Raw genomic sequence first — 17,344 nt, 5'->3', positions numbered from 1 at the left:
TCCGGTGCACCATGAGGGGATGGCGAGTGACGAGGAGGACCCGGTCGGCACGATCCGCGGGGTCCGCACGAGCATCAAGTGGACGCGGTACGCGCCAGACGTGCTGCCCCTGTTCGTCGCCGAGATGGACCACGAGGTCGCGCCGGAGATCCGGCAAGCGCTCATCGAACGGGTGCAGCAGTCCGACCTCGGCTACCTCGACGGACCCGGGCCGCTGGCGCCGGCGTTCGCGTCCTTCGCCCGCGAGCGCTGGGGGTGGGAGGTCGACCCGGCCCGCGTGTACCTCGCCACCGACGTCAGCGTCGGGATCGTCGAGACGCTGCGCCTCGCGCTGCCGGACGGCGGTCGCGTCGCGATCACCCCGCCGGTGTACCCGCCGTTCTTCGAACTCGTCGAAGAGGCCCGATGTCAGGTGGAAGAAGTCCCGCTCGCCGAGCAGTGGGGTGTCTACCGACTCGACCTCGACGGGCTCGAGCGTGCCTTCGCATCCGGGGTCCGGGTGTTCCTGCTCTGCAACCCGCACAACCCCATCGGGCTCGTGCACGACCGTGCCGACCTGCTCGCGCTGGCGGAGCTGGCCGCACGGTACGACGTCCTCGTGATCTCGGACGAGATCCACGCGCCGCTGACCCACCCGGGCGTGCAGTTCACGCCGTTCGCCTCGATCGCGTCGTCCGTCGGAGCGCGCAGCGTCTGTGTCACGAGCGCGAGCAAGGGATGGAACCTCGCCGGGGTGAAGTGCTCCGTCATCGTCGCCGGGGACGACCGGACCGCGGCGCTCCTCGACACCCTGTGGGAAGAGGTGGCGTGCCGGACGAGCATCCTCGGGCTGCACGCGAACCTCGCGGCGTTCTCGCTCGCGGTGGGGTGGCTCGACGACGTCATCGACCGGATCGTCGCGAACGACCGCCTGCTCGCGAAGCTCCTCGCCGAGCACCTGCCGGGCGTCGTGTACTCCCGGCCGCGCGCCGGCTACCTGGCGTGGCTCGACTTCCGGGGGATCGGCCTCGGGGACGACCCGGCCGTGCAGCTCCGCGAGCACGCCTTCGTGGCGCTGAACTCCGGCGTGCCCTTCGGGTCCGAGGGACGCGGGTTCGCCCGGATCAACCTGGCGTGTTCGCCGGACACCCTGCGCGAGGCGGTGCTCCGGATCGCGGCGGCGTACCCGTCGAGCGCGCAGGAGGGCGTGGTCTGGCACGTCGCGTGAGCGCGCCTGCGGGCCACAGCGCGACGGGCTACGCGGGCTTGCGTGCCTCGATCAGGTAGCGTGACGAGTACGCGACGAAGGGGCCGTCGGTGGCGATCTGCTCGTGCAGGTCGCGCAGCCGCTCCCGGTACCGCTCGACGGTGAAGTCCGGCACCCACCAGATCACCTTGCGCAGCAGGTAGACCACCGCGGCGACGTCGTGGATCTCGATGCGGGTGCGCGCCGTGCGGAGGTCGACGACCTCGAGTCCGGCGGCACGCGCGGCATCGGCCTCGTCGTCGTGGTGCCGTCCGCGGCGCTCGACGGGCTTCGGTCCGAGGAAGAACTCTATGAGCTCGAAGACGCTGGCAGGACCCACGTGCTGCGCGAGGTAGCTGCCGCCGGGGGCGAGCACGCGGGCGATCTCGTCCCAGTGGATCGTCGCCGGGTGTCGGCTGGTGACGAGGTCGAACGCGCCGTCGGCGAACGGGAGCGGGGGCTCGTCCGGGTCGGCGACGACGACCACGCCGCGCGGGTGGAGGAGCTTCGTGGCGGCGGCGACGTTCGGGGGCCAGGACTCGGTCGCGACGGCCGTTCCCGGGAACGCCGACGCCTCGGCGAGGACCTCCCCGCCGCCGGTCTGGACGTCGAGCGACGCAGTGCCGTCCACCTCGGCGAGTGATGTGAGGCGCTCGCCGAGGAGCCGTGCGTAGCCCCACGGCGGGCGTTCCTCGGTCGCACGGCCGTCGAGCCAGGAGAAGTCCCACCCGGTGACGTCGGCGGCCTCGCCGATCGCGACGAGCTGATCGAACGAGCTGGTGCTCACGCGTCGATGTACTGGTTCCGGCCGACGACGCGGATCGCCAGGTCGACCTCGCTGGAGGGGACCTCCTCGGTCATGGCGACCCATTCCCGAGCGACGAACCCGACCGAGCCCCAGCGGGAGACCTCGGTGACGAGGAACCCGTCGATGAACACCTGCCACATGCCCTTGTCCCGGACCGCCTGGACCTCGTGCGTCGCCATGCCGCGAGCGTAGCAAGCGTGCCCGGCGGCGCTCAGCCGACGCGCTCGCGCTGTTCAGCCGACGCGCTTGGCGTAGTAGCGGAGCATCGGCGTCTCGCCGGAGGGCTTCGACCAGTCGGCTGGCCCGGTGCCGGTGAGGTGCCATCCGCGTCGCTCGTACAGTCGCCATGCCCCTGGTGTCTCCTCGGTGACGTCGAGTCGCACGTGGGTGCCGGGTGTGCCGTGTTCCGCCGCAGCGAGCAGGTCGTCCGCGAGTCCTCGGCAGCGGTGCGCCGGGTCGACGAAGAGCCGCGTGACCGACGGCATGCGAGCTGGCGCGGCGACGGCGATGCCGACGTGCCCGACGACCCGTCCCTCGTCGACGGCGACCCAGGCGGCGAGGAGTCCCTCCGGGGAGAGCCAGGCGCGTGGGTCGTCCGGCCAGGTCGCGGGGTACCCGTCGGCGTGCACGCGCCAGAGCACCTCGACCAACGTGTCGAGGTGGGCGTCGGTGCGTTCGTGGATCCGCATGGCGTCAGGCACTGTCGGCAGCGCCCCGCGATCCGTCAGGAGCACGACGTGATCCGTCACGCGCGTCCCGTGATCCGTCGGGTCGTTCGTCGCGGTCGTCGAAGAACCCCCTGGCCCCGAACGGGGTCTGGAACACGCGACCGCCGAGCCCCGCCACGAAGTGCGGCATGCCGTTGGTCAGCGCGAACCCTGCGATCGCGAACAGCACCACCCCGATGATCCCCATGCGCACACCCTAGGACGTGCGGCGCGTCGGGGTCAGGTCGGGTCTCAGTCCAGGTCGAGCGCCATGTGGACGTTCGCGCGCGTGTAGGGGCTCGGTTCGTGTTCGTCCGCGCCGAGGTGCCGGAACCCGGTGGTCTCGTAGAGGTGCACGGCGCTGGCGAGGTCGGCGTTGCTCTCGAGCACCACGCGTGTCGCGCCGAGCGACCGGGCGCGGTCGATGGCCGTCTCGATGAGTCGTCGACCGGTGCCGTGCCCCTGGTGGTCCGGAGCGACCGCCATCTTGACGAGTTCGAACACCCCGGGGCCCACCGGCGCGATCCCGATGCAGCCGACGACGGTGCCGTCCGCCAGGCGTGCGACGAGCACGGCGCCGCCGGGTTCGACGATGCGTCCCACGGGGTCGCCGAGGTACTTGCGGTCCTCGTCCTCGAGCGCGAAGAAGCGGGTGATCCACGCCTCGTTGAGCACGCGGAACGCCTCGGCGTCCGCGGGGGTGGCGAGGTCGGCGATGGTGATGTCGGCGATGTCGGGCATGGCTCCATCCTCGGGCCGACCCCGAGAAGAGTCCAATACTCGTTCGCGTCGATCGATACGCTGGATGCATGGATCACGATGTCGACCTCCGGCAGCTCAGAGCGTTCCTGGCGGTCGCCGACGAACTGCACTTCGGCCGCGCCGCCGAGACCCTCCACATCGCCCAGCCCGCGCTCTCCCAGCAGATCCGACGGACCGAACGCGCGCTCGGCGTGGACCTCTTCGCCCGGACGTCGCGGAGCGTCGCGCTCACACCGGCCGGTCGGGCCCTGCAGGGGCGTGCGCGGTCGCTCCTCGCCCAGGCAGCGCGGGACCTCGACGAGACGGTCCGCGTCGGACGAGGTGAAGCCGGGCGCCTCGACGTGGGGTTCGTGGTCTCGGCGCTGCCGCTCGGTCCGATCGAACGCGTGCAGCGGTTCCGCGAGCGCTACCCCCTGGTCCGCGTCGAACTCACGGAGGGCTACACGTCGCAGCTGCTCGCGCGCATCGTCCGGGGCGAGCTCGACCTGGCGATCGTGCGCGACCCGGACCCGACGGACGGCGTCCGGACCACGCCGTTCCGGAGTGAGCGGTTCGTCGCGGCCGTCCCACGGGACCACCGGTTCGCCGAGCGTGCGGAGATCGACGGCACCGAGCTCGTCGACGACCCGTTCGTGTTCTTCCCCGCCGAGGCGGGCACCGTCGCCACCGAGCGGAACCTCGCCCCGGTGGTGCGGGGTGCGAAGCGTCCGACGGTCGTGCAGGAGGCGACCACCTGGGCCACGGTGCTGCACCTCGTCGGTGCCGGGCTCGGCGTCACGATCGCGCCGGCGAGTGCGACGCTCGCGGCACCGGACACCGTCGTCCTGCTGCCGCTGACGAGCGACCACCGCAGCGAGTTGCGCTGGGCGGTCCGCGCCGACGACGACCGCGAGATCCTCAGGAACTTCGTCGCAGCGGCCGACTGACCGAGCCGCCTACCCCAGCGGCAGCACCGGTGCCCGCTGGTCGCCGAGCTCGTCCTGTCGCCACGGTCGCGAGCCGCGCAGCCCGAGGCCGAGCTGCACGAGCACGAACGACACGTGCGGCTCGACGTCGGGGTCCCACGGACCCTCGACGCCGAGGCCGAAGGCGCCGAGCTCGTCATCGGCTTCGTCGCGGACCGTCAGCCGCCAGCGTCCGTCGCCGTGTTCCTCGACGACGACCCACCGCGCAGTGGGGAACCGGCTCACGCCGTCTTCATGATGTCGGCCGTGAAGTTCTGCACGCGCTGCAGGAGTGCTTCGCCCCGCATGGCGATGGTCGCCGGCGGGTTCAGGTGCGGGGGAGCGGTCCGGATGAGCATCGAGCACCCGAGGTCCTCGCAGATGTAGGACCCGATGGTGTTGCCGTTGCGACCGGACTCACCGGCGCGCGCCGCCGAGAACAGGCGGACCTGCGTGGCGGGCTGCGGCGAGTGACAGAACGAGCACATCGCGGCGATGCCCGGGCGGAGCGACCCGCCGGCCGAACGCACCACGATCCCGACGGCGACACCGTCGATCCAGGACACGATGTACCCGCGCCGGGCCGCCTGGGGGTCGCGCCAGCCGAGGAACTCGCGCTCGTCCCAGAGCATCTCGTGCAGCCCCGGGATCGGGAGCTGGGCGAGCTCGTCCGGGGTGGCGTTGACGAACGACGATCGGATGTCTGCTTCGGTCAGTGGTTTCACGGTGCGAACACCCTATGCCTCGCCTCCGACAGATGGTCCGTCAGCCCAGCCTGGAGGCCCGGATCACCGCGAGCGCGCTCGTCTCGTCCGCCACCAGGACGGCTCGACGCACCGCGTCGCGTCCGGTACGGCGCGCGGCCGCGTCGTCCGCGGCGAACTCGACGAGGACGCGTGTCGAGCGCGCCATCGCGCGCGCACCGGGGATCCACGGGACCGCACGCTCGATCGATTCGGCGACCGCGACGACGGCCGCGTGGCGCTGCTGCAGGTGGGCGCGTTCGTGGGCGACCACTGCCTCCAGTTCGTCGGTCCGCAACCGGTCTGCGAGACCGGTGCTGACCAGCACCCCGCCGCTCCGGCCGGGGACGGCGCACGCGAGCGCGTGCTCCGCCTCGACGACCGCGACCAGGGTGCCGTCGATCTCGCGGTGCGGGGCGACGCCGGAGCGCATCGCCTCGCGGACGGCCTGGTGCTCGGGGCCCGGCCGGACGCGCACGGCGACGACGAAGGCGAGCACGGCCAGCACGGCGACCCCGATGTTGAGGCCGTGCGTCGGAGAAGCACCGAACGTGATCGGGCGGTTCGCGAGCACGACGAGGGTGATGCCGGCGACGAAGCCGAGCGCGCCGAGGAGGACGGCGACCGACCAGCTCAGGAGCGCGGTGCGGGGGCGGTCGATCGTCCAGGCGGAGCGGGTCAGGATGCGGGGCGCGACGACCACGACGGCCAACGCCAGCACGATGAGCACGATGCCGGTGATCACCACGTCGCTGTCGCCATGCTCGTCGTGTGCTGGCTCGTCGTCAGGATCGGGCGCGGGCGTCGAGCGCCCGGCGGATGACGTCGAGGTCGTCGGAGGCGAGCGAGCCGGTGAACTGCAGCAGCGCCGCTTCGCGGTCGGACGCCGCTGCGAGCGCGGTCGACATGAGCGACGCGGTCTGCTCTTCTCGGCTGTGGGTGGCGCGGAAGGTCAGGGGTGCCTCGGCGTGCTGCTGCCGCTCGACCGTGCCCTTGCGGCCGAGCCGGTCGAGCACGGTGAGGACGGTCGTCAACGCCGGTCGGGGCTCCGGGAAGGCGTCGAGCACCTGTCGTGCGGTGAGGCCCGAGTCGTCGGCGGACCAGAGCGCGTCGAGCACCGCCTGCTCGAGCTGCCCGCGGGGGCGCTGTCTCTGTCCTGCCACCAGGCCACTCTACGAGATGTCGAAGCGGTCGTGGCACGTGTCACATGCCCGTAACGCGATCTCGGTAAGCTTCCCGCGGACAACAGAACATCGAGGCCGACCACCCGCCGCGGGAGACGTCGTGCCGGCCACCGCTCGTCGGTGGTCGTGCGACACCGAAGGAGCATCCTCCCCGCCAATCTCTCAGGTCCAACACCGCAGCGGACAGGCCACTCTGAAAAGCAGGCGCTCCTCCACCCTCCGGGTGCGGAACGACTCGCCCACGGTGAAAGCCGCCGGACCTCACGGGCCGCGGTGAAACTCTCAGGCCCATGACAGAGGGGGAGTTCGCGCCCGGCGATCGTCGTCGGGGGCTGCCCGACCTCGGGAGAACTCCGCATGTCAGATCCTTCTTCGTCGCCGTCGTCGTCGCCGTCGTTGCGCTCGTCGCCGCTGGAGGCCGCGCACGAAGCGGCCGGCGCGACCTTCACCGACTTCGCCGGGTACCGCATGCCCGTGCGCTACTCGTCCGACCTCGCCGAGCACCACGCCGTGCGCCAGGCCGCCGGCGTCTTCGACCTCTCGCACATGGCGGAGATCGGTGTCTCGGGTCCCGACGCCGTGGCGTTCCTCGACCACGCGCTCGCCGGCGCGTTCGGTGCGATGACCGTCGGCCGGGCGAAGTACTCGCTCCTGCTCGAGGACGCCGGCGGCATCCTCGACGACCTCGTCGTGTACCGGACCGACGACGACACCTACCTGGTCGTCGCGAACGCCGCGAACCGCGAGGTCGCCGTGTCCGCGCTGCGATCGCGGGTCGACGGGTTCGACGTCGTCGTCTCAGATGACTCCGACACCACAGCGCTCGTCGCGATCCAGGGGCCGGCCGCCGCGGGGACCCTCGACGCGCTGGTCGTCGAGGACCGGCTGCAGCCCGAGTCCCCGCTCGACGAGCTCCGCTACTACCGGGCACTGCACGCGACCTTCGACGGGTCGTCGGTCCTCGTGGCCCGCACCGGCTACACCGGCGAGGACGGCTTCGAGATCTACAGCGACCCCGAGGTCGCCCCGGCGATCTGGGACGCACTGCTCGACGCGGGGTCCTCGCGCGGTGTCGTCCCCGCCGGACTCGCGGCTCGGGACACCCTGCGGCTCGAGGCCGGCATGCCGCTCTACGGCCACGAGCTCACCGTGTCGACCCGTCCGGCGCAGGCCGGGCTCGGTCGGGTCGTCGCCCCTTCGGGAGACTTCGTCGGTGCTGCCGGCGTCGCGCCAGCCGAGGACGCGCCCGTGCTCGTCGGCCTCGTGATGGAGGGCCGCCGAGCCGCTCGTGCCGGCTACCCGGTGCTGCACGACGGGGACGTCGTCGGCACGGTGACCTCCGGCGCGCTCTCCCCGACGCTCGGCCACCCGGTCGCGATGGCCTTCGTCGCCCCGTCGGCCGCCGCCGAGGGACAAGTCCTCCACATCGACGTCCGCGGCACCGCCATCCCCGCGACCGTCACCCCGTTCCCCTTCTACCGCCGCCCCGCGAAAGGCTGACCGTCATGACCGACCAGAGCGCACTGCAGTACACCAAGGACCACGAGTGGCTGCTCGTCGAGGGTGACGTCGTCACCGTCGGCATCACCGACCACGCCGCCGAGCAGCTCGGCGACGTCGTCTACGTCGAGCTGCCGGCCGTCGGCACCGCCACCACCGCCGGCGAGCAGCTCGGCGAGATCGAGTCGACCAAGAGCGTCGGCGAGCTCTTCGCGCCGATCGAGGGCGAGGTCGTCGAGGTCAACGACGCCGTCGTCGACGCGCCCGACACCGTCAACCAGGACCCGTTCGGTGCCGGCTGGCTCGTGAAGATCAAGGTCGAGGGCACGGACTTCCCAGAGGACCTCATGGACCACGACGCGTACCGGGCGTCCATCGCATGACGGACACCGACCTGAACCTGCAGACGTCGTTCGCCGACCGGCACATCGGGACCACCCCGGCCGACCAGCGGACCATGCTCGACGTCGTCGGGCAGCCGTCCCTCGACGCCCTCGTCCGCGCGGCGATCCCGGAGTCGATCCACGCCGAACCGGTGTCGTCGTCGTCGATCCCGACCGCGGTCGGTGAGACCGAGGCACTCGCCGAACTCCGCGGGATGGCGGCGAAGAACACCGTCCGTCGGGCGATGATCGGCCTCGGCTACTACGGCACCCACACGCCGGCGGTCATCCAGCGCAACGTGCTCGAGAACCCGAGCTGGTACACGGCCTACACGCCGTACCAGCCGGAGATCTCGCAGGGGCGCCTCGAAGCGCTCATCAACTTCCAGACGATGGTCGCCGACCTCACCGGCATGGCCACGGCCGGCGCCTCGATGCTCGACGAGGGCACCGCCGTGGTGGAGGGCATGCTCCTCGCCCGCCGCGCGTCGAAGGTCAAGGGCGACGCGTTCCTCGTCGACGCAGACCTGCTGCCGCAGACGCGGGCGCTGCTCGACCACCGTGCCGACGCCGTCGGGATCACCCTGCGCGCGTTCGACGCCGTGTCCGGGCCCACGGACGAGCAGCTCGACGGCGCGTTCGGTGTGGTGCTGCAGTACCCGGGTGCCTCCGGGCACGTCGTCGACCCGTCGTCGACGATCGAGCGTGTGCACGCGGGCGGCGGGATCGCCGTCGTCGCGGCCGACCTGCTCGCGATGACGCTCCTCGCGTCCCCCGGGGACCTCGGCGCGGACGTCGCCGTCGGCACCTCGCAGCGCTTCGGCGTGCCGCTCGGCTTCGGTGGCCCGCACGCCGGGTACCTCGCCGTCCGCGCCGGGCTCGAACGACAGCTGCCCGGCCGGCTGGTCGGGGTGTCCTTCGACGCAGCAGGGGGCATGGCCTACCGCCTCAGCCTGCAGACCCGCGAGCAGCACATCCGTCGCGAGAAGGCGACGTCGAACATCTGCACCGCGCAGGTGCTCCTCGCCGTCATGGCGTCGATGTACGCGGTCTACCACGGGCCAGAAGGGCTCCGGTTCATCGCGAACCGCGTCGCACGCACGACGTCGGCGCTCGCCGATGCCGCACGGGCCGCCGACGTGGAGGTCGTCCACGACTCGTTCTTCGACACGCTGACACTCCGGGCGCCCGGACGCGCCCGCGAGCTCGTGGACGCCGCGCACGCTGCCGGGTACCTCCTGCACCTCGTCGACGCGGACACGCTCCTGGTCTCCGTCGACGAGACGACCACGCCCGACGACGTCCGCGTGCTGTCCGGGCTGCTGGCCGGGGGCAGTGCACCGGACCAGCACGCGGTCGAGACGGCCGTGGCGGACGCGACCCCGGGCCTCCCGTCCGGCCTGCTGCGGCAGAGCGAGTACCTGACGCACCCCGTGTTCAGCGCGCACCGGAGCGAGACCCGCATGATGCGGTACCTCAAGCACCTCGCCGACAAGGACTACGCGCTCGACCGCGGCATGATCCCGCTCGGCAGCTGCACGATGAAGCTCAACGCGGCGACCGAGATGGCCGCGGTGACGTGGCCGGAGTTCGCGGACATCCACCCGTTCGCGCCGCGCTCCGACGTCGAGGGCTACCTCGGGATGATCAGCGACCTCGAGACCTGGCTCGCCGAGGTCACCGGGTACGACACCGTCTCCGTCCAGCCCAACGCCGGCAGCCAGGGCGAGCTCGCCGGGCTCCTCGCGATCCGCGGGTACCACCGGTCCCGCGGGGACGACGCGCGCACCGTGTGCCTCATCCCGTCGAGCGCGCACGGCACGAACGCCGCGTCCGCCGTGCTCGCCGGCATGAAGGTCGTGGTCGTGGCGTGCGACGAGAACGGGAACGTCGATCTCGACGACCTCCGTGCTCGTGTCGCCGACCACGCCGACACGCTCGCGGCGCTGATGATCACGTACCCCTCCACCCACGGCGTGTACGAGCACGACATCCGTGACATCTGCGACGCCGTGCACGACGCCGGCGGCCAGGTCTACGTGGACGGCGCGAACCTCAACGCGCTCCTCGGGCACGCACGCTTCGGGGACTTCGGCGGGGACGTCTCGCACCTCAACCTGCACAAGACGTTCTGCATCCCGCACGGTGGTGGCGGCCCCGGCGTCGGGCCCGTCGCGGCGAAGGCGCACCTCGCGCCGTTCCTGCCGGGGCACCCGTTCGCGCAGGACGACGACCGTCGACCCGGGTCGACGTCGTCTCCGGACCAGCGGCTCGCGCATGCCGGTGGTCCGGTCTCGGCCGCGCCGTACGGCAGCCCGAGCATCCTGCCGATCACGTGGTCGTACGTCCGCATGATGGGGCTCGAGGGGCTCACCCGTGCGACGGAGACCGCCGTGCTCGGTGCGAACTACATCGCGGCGCGCCTCCGTGACGCGTTCCCGGTGCTCTACACCGGCGAGTCGGGGCTCGTCGCGCACGAGTGCATCCTCGACCTCCGTCCGCTCCGGGACGCCACCGGGATCACCGTGGACGACGTCGCCAAGCGCCTCGTGGACTACGGCTTCCACGCGCCGACCATGTCGTTCCCGGTGGCGGGCACGCTCATGGTGGAGCCGACCGAGAGCGAGGACCTCGCGGAACTCGACCGCTTCGTCGACGCGATGCTCGCCATCCGCGCCGAGGCCGGGGCGGTCGAGCGTGGGGAGTGGCCGGCGGACGACAACCCGCTCGTCGGGGCGCCGCACACGGCTGCGTCAGCGATCTCGGGGGAGTGGACGCACGCCTACACGCGGGAGCAGGCGGTGTACCCGCTGCCCGGCATCGCCGAGCGGAAGTACTGGCCGCCGGTGCGTCGTATCGACCAGGCATACGGCGACCGCAACCTCGTGTGCGCGTGCCCGCCGGTGGAGGCGTTCGCGTAGACCCTGTCCCCACATCGACGGCCCCGGAGCATCTCGCTCCGGGGCCGTCGGCGTGTGCGGGGGTGTCCGTCGGGTTGCGGGGTGCGGGGGTGTCCGTCGCGTTTCCGAGCCGGAACGACACTTTCGCTGTCGTACGACAGCGATCCTGTCGTTCGTTGCGGGCGCTGCCTGTTGTGCGAGCGCAGTAGCGACACCCTCGTCGTCGTACGACAGCGGTGTTGTCGTTCTGAGTCCGCGCCACCACCCCCACCCCGCTGCCCTCGAACCTCCTACCACGCCCCCGACACACGGTGGAGCGGTCCGATTCGTCCAAGCGGTGGATCATTGCGTCCAGACGCCGCACAGCCCACACATGGGGTCGGGCATGTCATGCCCGCCGAAACGCGGACACGAGCTTCCGTGACATGACCCCCGAAGAGGTGGCACACTGCGAAGAACTGTTCCGATGCGCAACGAAGATGATGCAGATGCAACAATCCAGCATGTTGTGCCGTGAAACGCGCATATCTTGCAGCATCTCGCAAGGATCATGCAAGTTGGTTACCAGCGTGTAACCGTTCGTTCCAGGGTTTGGCGGGTTCTCAGCGCACTGCCTACAGTGCAAAGGTCAAACGCGCCTGGCGACACCTCTGTGCCGGGCGCGTCCCATGCACCAGGAGGAACTCTTGATCAAGAAGCGCGCTGGGCTCGCAGCCCTCGCCGTGCTCGGGGCCACAGCAATCGCCCTGGCCGGCTGCTCCAGCAACAGTGGTAGCGGAAGCAACTCGGGCTCCGGCTCGACGAACGCGAACGGCATCGTCACCACCAACGGCAGCGAGCCCCAGAACCCGCTCATCCCCTCGAACACCACCGAGACCGGTGGTGGCAAGATCATCAACTCGATCTTCGAGGGACTCCGCTCCTACGACGCCGACGGCAAGCCGGTGAACGAGGTCGCGAAGAGCATCACCACCGACGACTCCAAGACGTTCGACATCAAGCTCAACACGGGCTGGAAGTTCACGAACGGCGAGAAGATCACCGCGGAGTCCTTCACGAAGGCGTGGAACTGGGCGGCGCAGAAGTCGAACGCCCAGGGCGCGAGCTACTACTTCGAGAACATCGAGGGCTACAGCGCCGACGCTGACTCCGAGCTCACGGGCCTCAAGGTCAAGAGCGACGACGAGTTCACCGTCACCCTGAAGTCCCCGCAGTCGGACTTCCCGCTGTCGCTCGGTTACTCGGCGTTCGTGCCGCTGCCGTCGTCGTTCTACGACGACCCCAAGGCGTTCGGTGAGAACCCGATCGGCAACGGCCCGTACAAGCTGGCCAGCAAGAGCGCGTGGACGCACAACACGGACATCAAGCTCGTCACCAACAAGGACTACGAGGGCAAGCGCAAGCCGAAGAACGGTGGTCTGACGATCACGTTCTACACCTCGCAGGACACCGCGTACTCCGACGCGCAGGGTGGCAACCTCGACATCCTCGACGCCGTGCCGGACAGCGCGTTCGCGAACTACAAGTCGGACTTCCCCGACTCGAACGTGAACCAGCCGGCCGCGATCTTCCAGGGCATCTACCTGCCCTACTACCTCGACCACTGGAAGGGCGAGGAGGGCAAGCTCCGTCGCGAGGCGGTGTCGATGTCCATCAACCGCAAGCAGATCACCTCGAAGATCTTCGACGGCACCCGTACGCCGGCCAGCGACTTCACCTCGCCGGTCATCGACGGCTGGTCGAAGGACCTCAAGGGCTCGGACGTCCTGGACTACAACAAGTCCGAGGCGAAGAAGCTCTGGGCCGAGGCCGACAAGATCTCGCCGTACAACGACACCCTCACCATCTCGTACAACGCCGACGGCGGACACGAGGCGTGGGTGACCGCGGTCGCGAACAGCATCTCCAACACCCTGGGCATCAAGGCCGAGGGTAAGGCGTACCCGACCTTCCAGGAGGCGCTGGACGTCCAGACGAACGACAAGCTGACCGGCGCGAGCCGTACCGGCTGGCAGGCCGACTACCCGTCGCTGTACAACTTCCTCGGCCCGACCATGGGTGAGGGCTCGTCGAACAACTACTCGCGCTACGACTCGGCAGAGTTCAACGACCTGCTCAAGCAGGGTCAGTCGGCCGACAGCGTCGAGGCAGGCAACAAGATCTTCGACCAGGCCCAGGAGCTCCTGCTCAAGGACCTGCCGGAGATCCCCCTCTGGTACTCGAACGTGACCGGTGTGTGGTCCGCTGACAACGTGTCGAACGTCAAGTTCGGCTGGGACTCGGTGCCGCTCTACTACGACGTCGAGGTCAAGAAGTAACGAACTGATCGCAGGTATCCTGCATCAGCAGCAACACCACCGGACGGGGGTTCGGGGACGATCAGTCCTCGGGCCCCCGTACCGCGGCGGCAACACCTCCCCCCCACGACCCAAGCGGGCGCCGCCTCCCGCGCCGGGCAGCCGTGTCAACTCACGCGACGTCCACCCACGACGAAATGACTGTGATCCACATGCTCGCTCCGAACCAGGCGGAGATCTGATGCTCTGGTACCTCGGGAAGCGCCTCCTGCAGCTGATCCCCGTGTTCTTCGGTGCCACGTTCCTCATCTACCTGATGGTGTTCCTCCTCCCCGGAGACCCCATCGCCGCGCTCTTCGGCGACCACCAGCCGTCGCCGCAGGTCATCGAACAGATCCGCGCGCAGTACAACCTCGACAAGCCCTTCATCGTCCAGTACCTGCTGTGGATCGGCGGCGTGTTCCGCGGCGACCTCGGCATGACGTACTCGGGGATCCCGGTCACCGAGCAGCTCGCGCAGGCGTTCCCGATCACGGCACGCCTCGCGATCCTCGCGCTGGTGTTCGAGTCGGTCGCCGGCATCGTCGTCGGTGTCATCGCCGGCCTCCGGAAGGGCAAGCTCTTCGACGCCACCGCGCTCGTCGTCAGCCTGTTCCTCATCTCGATCCCGGTGTTCGTCATCGGCTTCGTCCTGCAGTACGGACTCGGGATCCAGCTCGGACTGTTCCGTGCGACGGTCTCCGGTCAGGCGCCGTGGTCGGAGCTCGTGCTCCCCGCGATCGTCCTCGCGACCGGGTCGTTCGCCTACATCGTGCGACTCACACGGGCCAGCGTCGCCGAGAACATGAGCGCCGACTTCGTGCGCACCGCCACGGCGAAGGGCCTCCCGCGTCGCCGCGTCATCGGTGTGCACATCTTCCGGAACTCGCTGATCCCGGTGGTCACCTACCTCGGCATCGACATCGGCAACCTGATGGTCGGCGCGATCGTGACCGAGGGCATCTTCAACATCCACGGCGTCGGCGGCACGGTCTACCAGGCCGTCAAGCTCGGCCAGGGTCCGACCGTCGTGTCGTTCGTCGCCGTGATGGTCATCATCTTCATGCTCGCCAATCTCCTGGTCGACCTGCTGTACGCCGTCCTGGACCCGAGGATCCGTTATGCCAAGTAACACCGAATCGCGCTCGGCGACGCACTACGTCGCGCCGCTCGAGGAGACGCCGCTCCAGGCGATCGACAACGTCAACGAAGACGAGAAGACCCGGTCGCTCTGGACCGACGCGTGGGACTCCATGCGCGTCCGTCCGATCTTCTGGGTGTCGAGCGTCCTGATCGTCCTGATCATCGCCGTCGCGCTGGTGCCGGGTGTGTTCGCACACGCCGACCCGCGTGCATGCGACCTGTCGAACTCCGGGAAGGGCGGCAGTGCCGGCCACATCCTCGGGTACACCCGTCAGGGCTGCGACGTCTACTCCCGTGTCATCTACGGCACGCAGAACTCGCTGCTCGTCGGCCTCGTCGCGACGATCCTCGTGGTCATCGTCGGCGTGATCGTCGGCTCGCTCGCCGGTTTCTACGGCGGATGGCTCGACTCCGTGGTGTCCCGCATCGGTGACATCTTCTTCTCGATCCCGACCGTCCTCGGCGCGATCGTGATCATGTCGAGCATCCCGCAGCGCAGCCCGTGGACGGTCGCACTCGTCCTCGCGGCGTTCGCGTGGCCACAGATCGCCCGCATCATGCGCGGTGCGGTGCTGTCCGCGAAGAACGCGGACTACGTCACCGCATCGGCGGCACTCGGTGTGAGCCGGTTCAAGACGCTGATCCGCCACGTCATCCCGAACTCGATCGCCCCGGTGATCGTCGTCGCGACCGTCTCGCTCGGCACGTTCATCGTCGCCGAGTCGACCCTGTCGTTCCTCGGGATCGGTCTGCCGCCGTCGTCGCTCAGCTGGGGCTACGACATCAACGCCGCGCAGCCGTCGCTCCGCACCAACCCGTCGACGATCTTCTGGCCGTCGCTCGCCCTGTCCATCACCGTGCTCGCGTTCCTCCTCCTCGGTGACGTGGTCCGCGACGCACTCGACCCGAAGGCGAGGGCCCGCCGATGAGCGAGACGCTGACCGAGCCGACCGCGCGTCGCGCCAACGCGAACGGCGCGCCGCTCCTCGAGATCTCCGGTCTCGAGATCGGCTTCAAGACCCAGAGCGGGTTCGTCCAGGCGGTCCGCGGTGTCGACTTCACCCTCGAGCAGGGTGAGCGACTCGCGATCGTCGGCGAGTCCGGTTCCGGCAAGTCCACGAGCGCCCAGGCGATCATCAAGCTGCTGCCCGGCGCCGGCCAGGTGACCGGCGGCTCGATCAAGTTCAACGGTCGCGAACTCGTCGGCCTCTCCGACAAGGAGATGTCCGAGATCCGCGGCAAGGAGATCGGCTACGTCCCGCAGGACCCGATGTCGAACCTCAACCCGCTGTGGACCATCGGGTTCCAGGTGGAAGAGGCGATCCGTGCGAACGGCATGGCCACCGGCAAGAAGGCCGTGCGCGAGCGTGCGATCGAGGTCCTGAAGGAAGCGGGTCTCGGCGACGCCGCGAACCGTCTCAAGCAGTACCCGCACGAGTTCTCCGGCGGCATGCGGCAGCGCGTGCTCATCGGCATCGGTCTGTCGAGCCACCCGCAGCTGCTCATCGCCGACGAGCCGACGAGCGCGCTCGACGTGACCGTGCAGCGAGTCATCCTCGACCACCTCGAGACCCTGACCCGCGATTACGGCACGAGCGTCCTCTTCATCACGCACGACCTCGGCCTCGCTGCCGAGCGTGCCGAGAAGCTCGTCGTGATGTACAAGGGGCAGGTCGTCGAGGCGGGTCCGTCGCAGGAGATCCTCGGCAACCCGCAGCACCCGTACACGCAGCGACTCGTCGCCGCGGCGCCGTCCCTCGCCAGCCGCCGCATCCAGTCGAAGGTGCAGCACGAGAGCATCGCGATCTCGGACAGCGGCAGCGACGACGCCGAACTGATCGCACGCGCCCAGGAGCGCGAGCACCAGCCGGCCGAGGACCTCATCGTCGTCAAGAACCTGCAGAAGATCTACAAGCTGCGCGGCAAGAACCTCGCGTCGCGTGAGCTGAAGGCCGTCGACGACGTGTCGTTCTCGATCCCGAAGGGCACCACCACGGCGCTCGTCGGTGAGTCCGGCTCGGGCAAGTCGACCGTCGCCAAGCTCGTGCTGCAGCTCGAGGGCATCACGAGCGGCACCGTCCAGTTCGACGGCACCGACATCGGTGCGTTGAAGGGCAAGGAGCTCTTCGACTTCCGCCGCCGTGTGCAGCCGGTGTTCCAGGACCCGTACGGTTCCCTCGACCCGATGTACAACGTCGGGAACACGATCGCGGAGCCGCTCGTCACGCACGGCGTCGGCGACAAGGCATCGCGTCGCGCTCGCGTGCGCGAGCTCCTCGACCAGGTGGCGTTGCCGTCCTCGATGGTGAACCGGTACCCGAACGAGCTCTCGGGCGGTCAGCGGCAGCGCATCGCCGTCGCGCGTGCACTCGCGTTGAAGCCCGAGGTCATCGTGCTCGACGAGGCGGTCTCCGCGCTCGACGTGCTCGTGCAGGGTCAGATCCTCGAGCTCCTCACCGAGCTCCAGTCGGAACTCGGCCTCACGTACCTGTTCATCACGCACGACCTCGCCGTCGTCCGCCTCGTCGCGGACAACGTGTGTGTCATGCGCAAGGGACAAATCGTGGAGAAGGCGACGACCGACGAGGTCTTCGCCAACCCGCGCGAGCAGTACACCCGCGACCTCCTGGCCGCGATCCCGGGCGCCTCGTTCGAGTTCGGACGCTGAGCCCCCGTTCACCGCACACGGAACGCGTCGCCCCGATGGGG

The 17,344-nt window shown here is 69.7% G+C and carries 18 protein-coding genes and 1 riboswitch; of the genes, 9 read left to right on the top strand and 9 right to left on the bottom strand.

The window, feature by feature from the left end:
- The first annotated feature begins 19 nt into the window (after positions 1 to 19).
- On the top strand, positions 20 to 1,207 hold the full coding sequence (locus ACEN9V_RS06275; protein ID WP_413602570.1) for a MalY/PatB family protein: 1,188 nt from the start codon (positions 20 to 22) through the stop codon (positions 1,205 to 1,207).
- A 28-nt stretch (positions 1,208 to 1,235) separates the two neighbouring features.
- Here the strand turns inward: ACEN9V_RS06275 and ACEN9V_RS06270 are convergent, their stop codons facing one another.
- From ACEN9V_RS06270 to ACEN9V_RS06250, 5 genes are read right to left on the bottom strand one after another with little or no spacing between them, the layout of a single operon-like run.
- Positions 1,236 to 2,012: a class I SAM-dependent methyltransferase gene (locus ACEN9V_RS06270; RefSeq protein WP_413602569.1), complete on the bottom strand. Its 777-nt coding sequence runs from the start codon at positions 2,010 to 2,012 to the stop codon at positions 1,236 to 1,238.
- Positions 2,009 to 2,212: a hypothetical protein gene (locus ACEN9V_RS06265; RefSeq protein WP_413602568.1), complete on the bottom strand. Its 204-nt coding sequence runs from the start codon at positions 2,210 to 2,212 to the stop codon at positions 2,009 to 2,011. Before ACEN9V_RS06265 ends, ACEN9V_RS06270 begins: the two co-directional genes overlap by 4 nt.
- 54 nt (positions 2,213 to 2,266) lie before the next feature.
- Entirely contained in the window at positions 2,267 to 2,722 is a 456-nt protein-coding gene (locus tag ACEN9V_RS06260; RefSeq protein ID WP_413602567.1) for a GNAT family N-acetyltransferase, read from the bottom strand.
- A gap of 4 nt (positions 2,723 to 2,726) precedes the next feature.
- Complete coding sequence (locus tag ACEN9V_RS06255) at positions 2,727 to 2,948, bottom strand: hypothetical protein (protein ID WP_413602566.1); 222 nt, start codon at positions 2,946 to 2,948, stop codon at positions 2,727 to 2,729.
- A 44-nt stretch (positions 2,949 to 2,992) separates the two neighbouring features.
- Positions 2,993 to 3,481 carry a GNAT family N-acetyltransferase gene (locus ACEN9V_RS06250; RefSeq protein ID WP_413602565.1) on the bottom strand — a complete coding sequence of 163 codons (489 nt, stop codon included), beginning with the start codon at positions 3,479 to 3,481 and terminating at the stop codon, positions 2,993 to 2,995.
- Positions 3,482 to 3,549: 68 nt separating this feature from the next.
- Between ACEN9V_RS06250 and ACEN9V_RS06245 the strand changes: the two genes are divergently transcribed.
- Complete coding sequence (locus ACEN9V_RS06245; protein WP_413602564.1) at positions 3,550 to 4,428, top strand: LysR substrate-binding domain-containing protein; 879 nt, start codon at positions 3,550 to 3,552, stop codon at positions 4,426 to 4,428.
- A 9-nt stretch (positions 4,429 to 4,437) separates the two neighbouring features.
- Here ACEN9V_RS06245 and ACEN9V_RS06240 read toward each other — a convergent pair whose 3' ends face one another.
- The 4 genes from ACEN9V_RS06240 to ACEN9V_RS06225 are packed head-to-tail and all read right to left on the bottom strand — an operon-like array spanning position 4,438 to position 6,352.
- Positions 4,438 to 4,692, bottom strand: a complete 255-nt coding sequence (locus tag ACEN9V_RS06240; protein ID WP_413602563.1) for a hypothetical protein — start codon at positions 4,690 to 4,692, stop codon at positions 4,438 to 4,440.
- On the bottom strand, positions 4,689 to 5,171 hold the full coding sequence (locus ACEN9V_RS06235) for an FBP domain-containing protein (protein WP_281267180.1): 483 nt from the start codon (positions 5,169 to 5,171) through the stop codon (positions 4,689 to 4,691). The genes ACEN9V_RS06240 and ACEN9V_RS06235 overlap by 4 nt, the downstream gene beginning before the upstream one ends.
- A gap of 40 nt (positions 5,172 to 5,211) precedes the next feature.
- The gene (locus ACEN9V_RS06230) at positions 5,212 to 5,937 is read right to left on the bottom strand and encodes a M56 family metallopeptidase (RefSeq protein WP_281267181.1); all 726 of its coding nucleotides are present in this window, start codon (positions 5,935 to 5,937) and stop codon (positions 5,212 to 5,214) included.
- Positions 5,938 to 5,974: 37 nt separating this feature from the next.
- Positions 5,975 to 6,352: a BlaI/MecI/CopY family transcriptional regulator gene (locus ACEN9V_RS06225; RefSeq protein ID WP_413602562.1), complete on the bottom strand. Its 378-nt coding sequence runs from the start codon at positions 6,350 to 6,352 to the stop codon at positions 5,975 to 5,977.
- A gap of 100 nt (positions 6,353 to 6,452) precedes the next feature.
- Positions 6,453 to 6,560, top strand: a riboswitch (glycine riboswitch).
- A 170-nt stretch (positions 6,561 to 6,730) separates the two neighbouring features.
- Between ACEN9V_RS06225 and gcvT the strand changes: the two genes are divergently transcribed.
- The 7 genes from gcvT (at position 6,731) to ACEN9V_RS06190 (ending at position 17,303) form a co-directional block, all read left to right on the top strand.
- Positions 6,731 to 7,873, top strand: coding sequence for a glycine cleavage system aminomethyltransferase GcvT (gcvT, locus tag ACEN9V_RS06220; protein WP_413602561.1), 1,143 nt, complete (start codon positions 6,731 to 6,733; stop codon positions 7,871 to 7,873).
- 5 nt (positions 7,874 to 7,878) lie between these two features.
- The gene (gene gcvH / locus ACEN9V_RS06215; protein WP_413602560.1) at positions 7,879 to 8,256 is read left to right on the top strand and encodes a glycine cleavage system protein GcvH; all 378 of its coding nucleotides are present in this window, start codon (positions 7,879 to 7,881) and stop codon (positions 8,254 to 8,256) included.
- On the top strand, positions 8,253 to 11,177 hold the full coding sequence (gene gcvP / locus ACEN9V_RS06210) for an aminomethyl-transferring glycine dehydrogenase (protein ID WP_413602559.1): 2,925 nt from the start codon (positions 8,253 to 8,255) through the stop codon (positions 11,175 to 11,177). The genes gcvH and gcvP overlap by 4 nt, the downstream gene beginning before the upstream one ends.
- A gap of 665 nt (positions 11,178 to 11,842) precedes the next feature.
- On the top strand, positions 11,843 to 13,474 hold the full coding sequence (locus tag ACEN9V_RS06205) for a peptide ABC transporter substrate-binding protein (protein ID WP_413602558.1): 1,632 nt from the start codon (positions 11,843 to 11,845) through the stop codon (positions 13,472 to 13,474).
- Between the two features lie 220 nt (positions 13,475 to 13,694).
- A complete protein-coding gene (locus ACEN9V_RS06200; RefSeq protein WP_402729081.1) occupies positions 13,695 to 14,624 on the top strand; it encodes an ABC transporter permease in 930 nt (309 codons plus the stop codon).
- Complete coding sequence (locus tag ACEN9V_RS06195) at positions 14,614 to 15,564, top strand: ABC transporter permease (RefSeq protein WP_281267188.1); 951 nt, start codon at positions 14,614 to 14,616, stop codon at positions 15,562 to 15,564. The genes ACEN9V_RS06200 and ACEN9V_RS06195 overlap by 11 nt, the downstream gene beginning before the upstream one ends.
- Complete coding sequence (locus tag ACEN9V_RS06190) at positions 15,561 to 17,303, top strand: dipeptide ABC transporter ATP-binding protein (RefSeq protein WP_281267189.1); 1,743 nt, start codon at positions 15,561 to 15,563, stop codon at positions 17,301 to 17,303. Before ACEN9V_RS06195 ends, ACEN9V_RS06190 begins: the two co-directional genes overlap by 4 nt.
- Positions 17,304 to 17,344: the final 41 nt, after the last annotated feature.

Origin of the sequence: Curtobacterium sp. Curtsp57, assembly GCF_047324335.1 — a bacterium.
In the GTDB taxonomy this organism is placed as follows: Bacteria; Actinomycetota; Actinomycetes; order Actinomycetales; family Microbacteriaceae; genus Curtobacterium.
Note: the sequence above shows the minus strand (reverse complement) of the source record. Positions and strands in the feature narration are given on the sequence as shown.

What these genes read in the sequence shown, in the direction of transcription:
- ACEN9V_RS06275 (WP_413602570.1), top strand. Translation starts at nt 20, where the DNA reads ATGGCGAGTGACGAGGAGGACCCGGTCGGCACGATCCGCGGGGTCCGC.
- ACEN9V_RS06265 (WP_413602568.1), bottom strand. Translation starts at nt 2,212, where the DNA reads ATGGCGACGCACGAGGTCCAGGCGGTCCGGGACAAGGGCATGTGGCAG.
- ACEN9V_RS06260 (WP_413602567.1), bottom strand. Translation starts at nt 2,722, where the DNA reads ATGCGGATCCACGAACGCACCGACGCCCACCTCGACACGTTGGTCGAG.
- ACEN9V_RS06255 (WP_413602566.1), bottom strand. Translation starts at nt 2,948, where the DNA reads ATGGGGATCATCGGGGTGGTGCTGTTCGCGATCGCAGGGTTCGCGCTG.
- ACEN9V_RS06250 (WP_413602565.1), bottom strand. Translation starts at nt 3,481, where the DNA reads ATGCCCGACATCGCCGACATCACCATCGCCGACCTCGCCACCCCCGCG.
- ACEN9V_RS06245 (WP_413602564.1), top strand. Translation starts at nt 3,550, where the DNA reads ATGGATCACGATGTCGACCTCCGGCAGCTCAGAGCGTTCCTGGCGGTC.
- gcvT (WP_413602561.1), top strand. Translation starts at nt 6,731, where the DNA reads ATGTCAGATCCTTCTTCGTCGCCGTCGTCGTCGCCGTCGTTGCGCTCG.
- gcvH (WP_413602560.1), top strand. Translation starts at nt 7,879, where the DNA reads ATGACCGACCAGAGCGCACTGCAGTACACCAAGGACCACGAGTGGCTG.
- gcvP (WP_413602559.1), top strand. Translation starts at nt 8,253, where the DNA reads ATGACGGACACCGACCTGAACCTGCAGACGTCGTTCGCCGACCGGCAC.
- ACEN9V_RS06200 (WP_402729081.1), top strand. Translation starts at nt 13,695, where the DNA reads ATGCTCTGGTACCTCGGGAAGCGCCTCCTGCAGCTGATCCCCGTGTTC.
- ACEN9V_RS06195 (WP_281267188.1), top strand. Translation starts at nt 14,614, where the DNA reads ATGCCAAGTAACACCGAATCGCGCTCGGCGACGCACTACGTCGCGCCG.
- ACEN9V_RS06190 (WP_281267189.1), top strand. Translation starts at nt 15,561, where the DNA reads ATGAGCGAGACGCTGACCGAGCCGACCGCGCGTCGCGCCAACGCGAAC.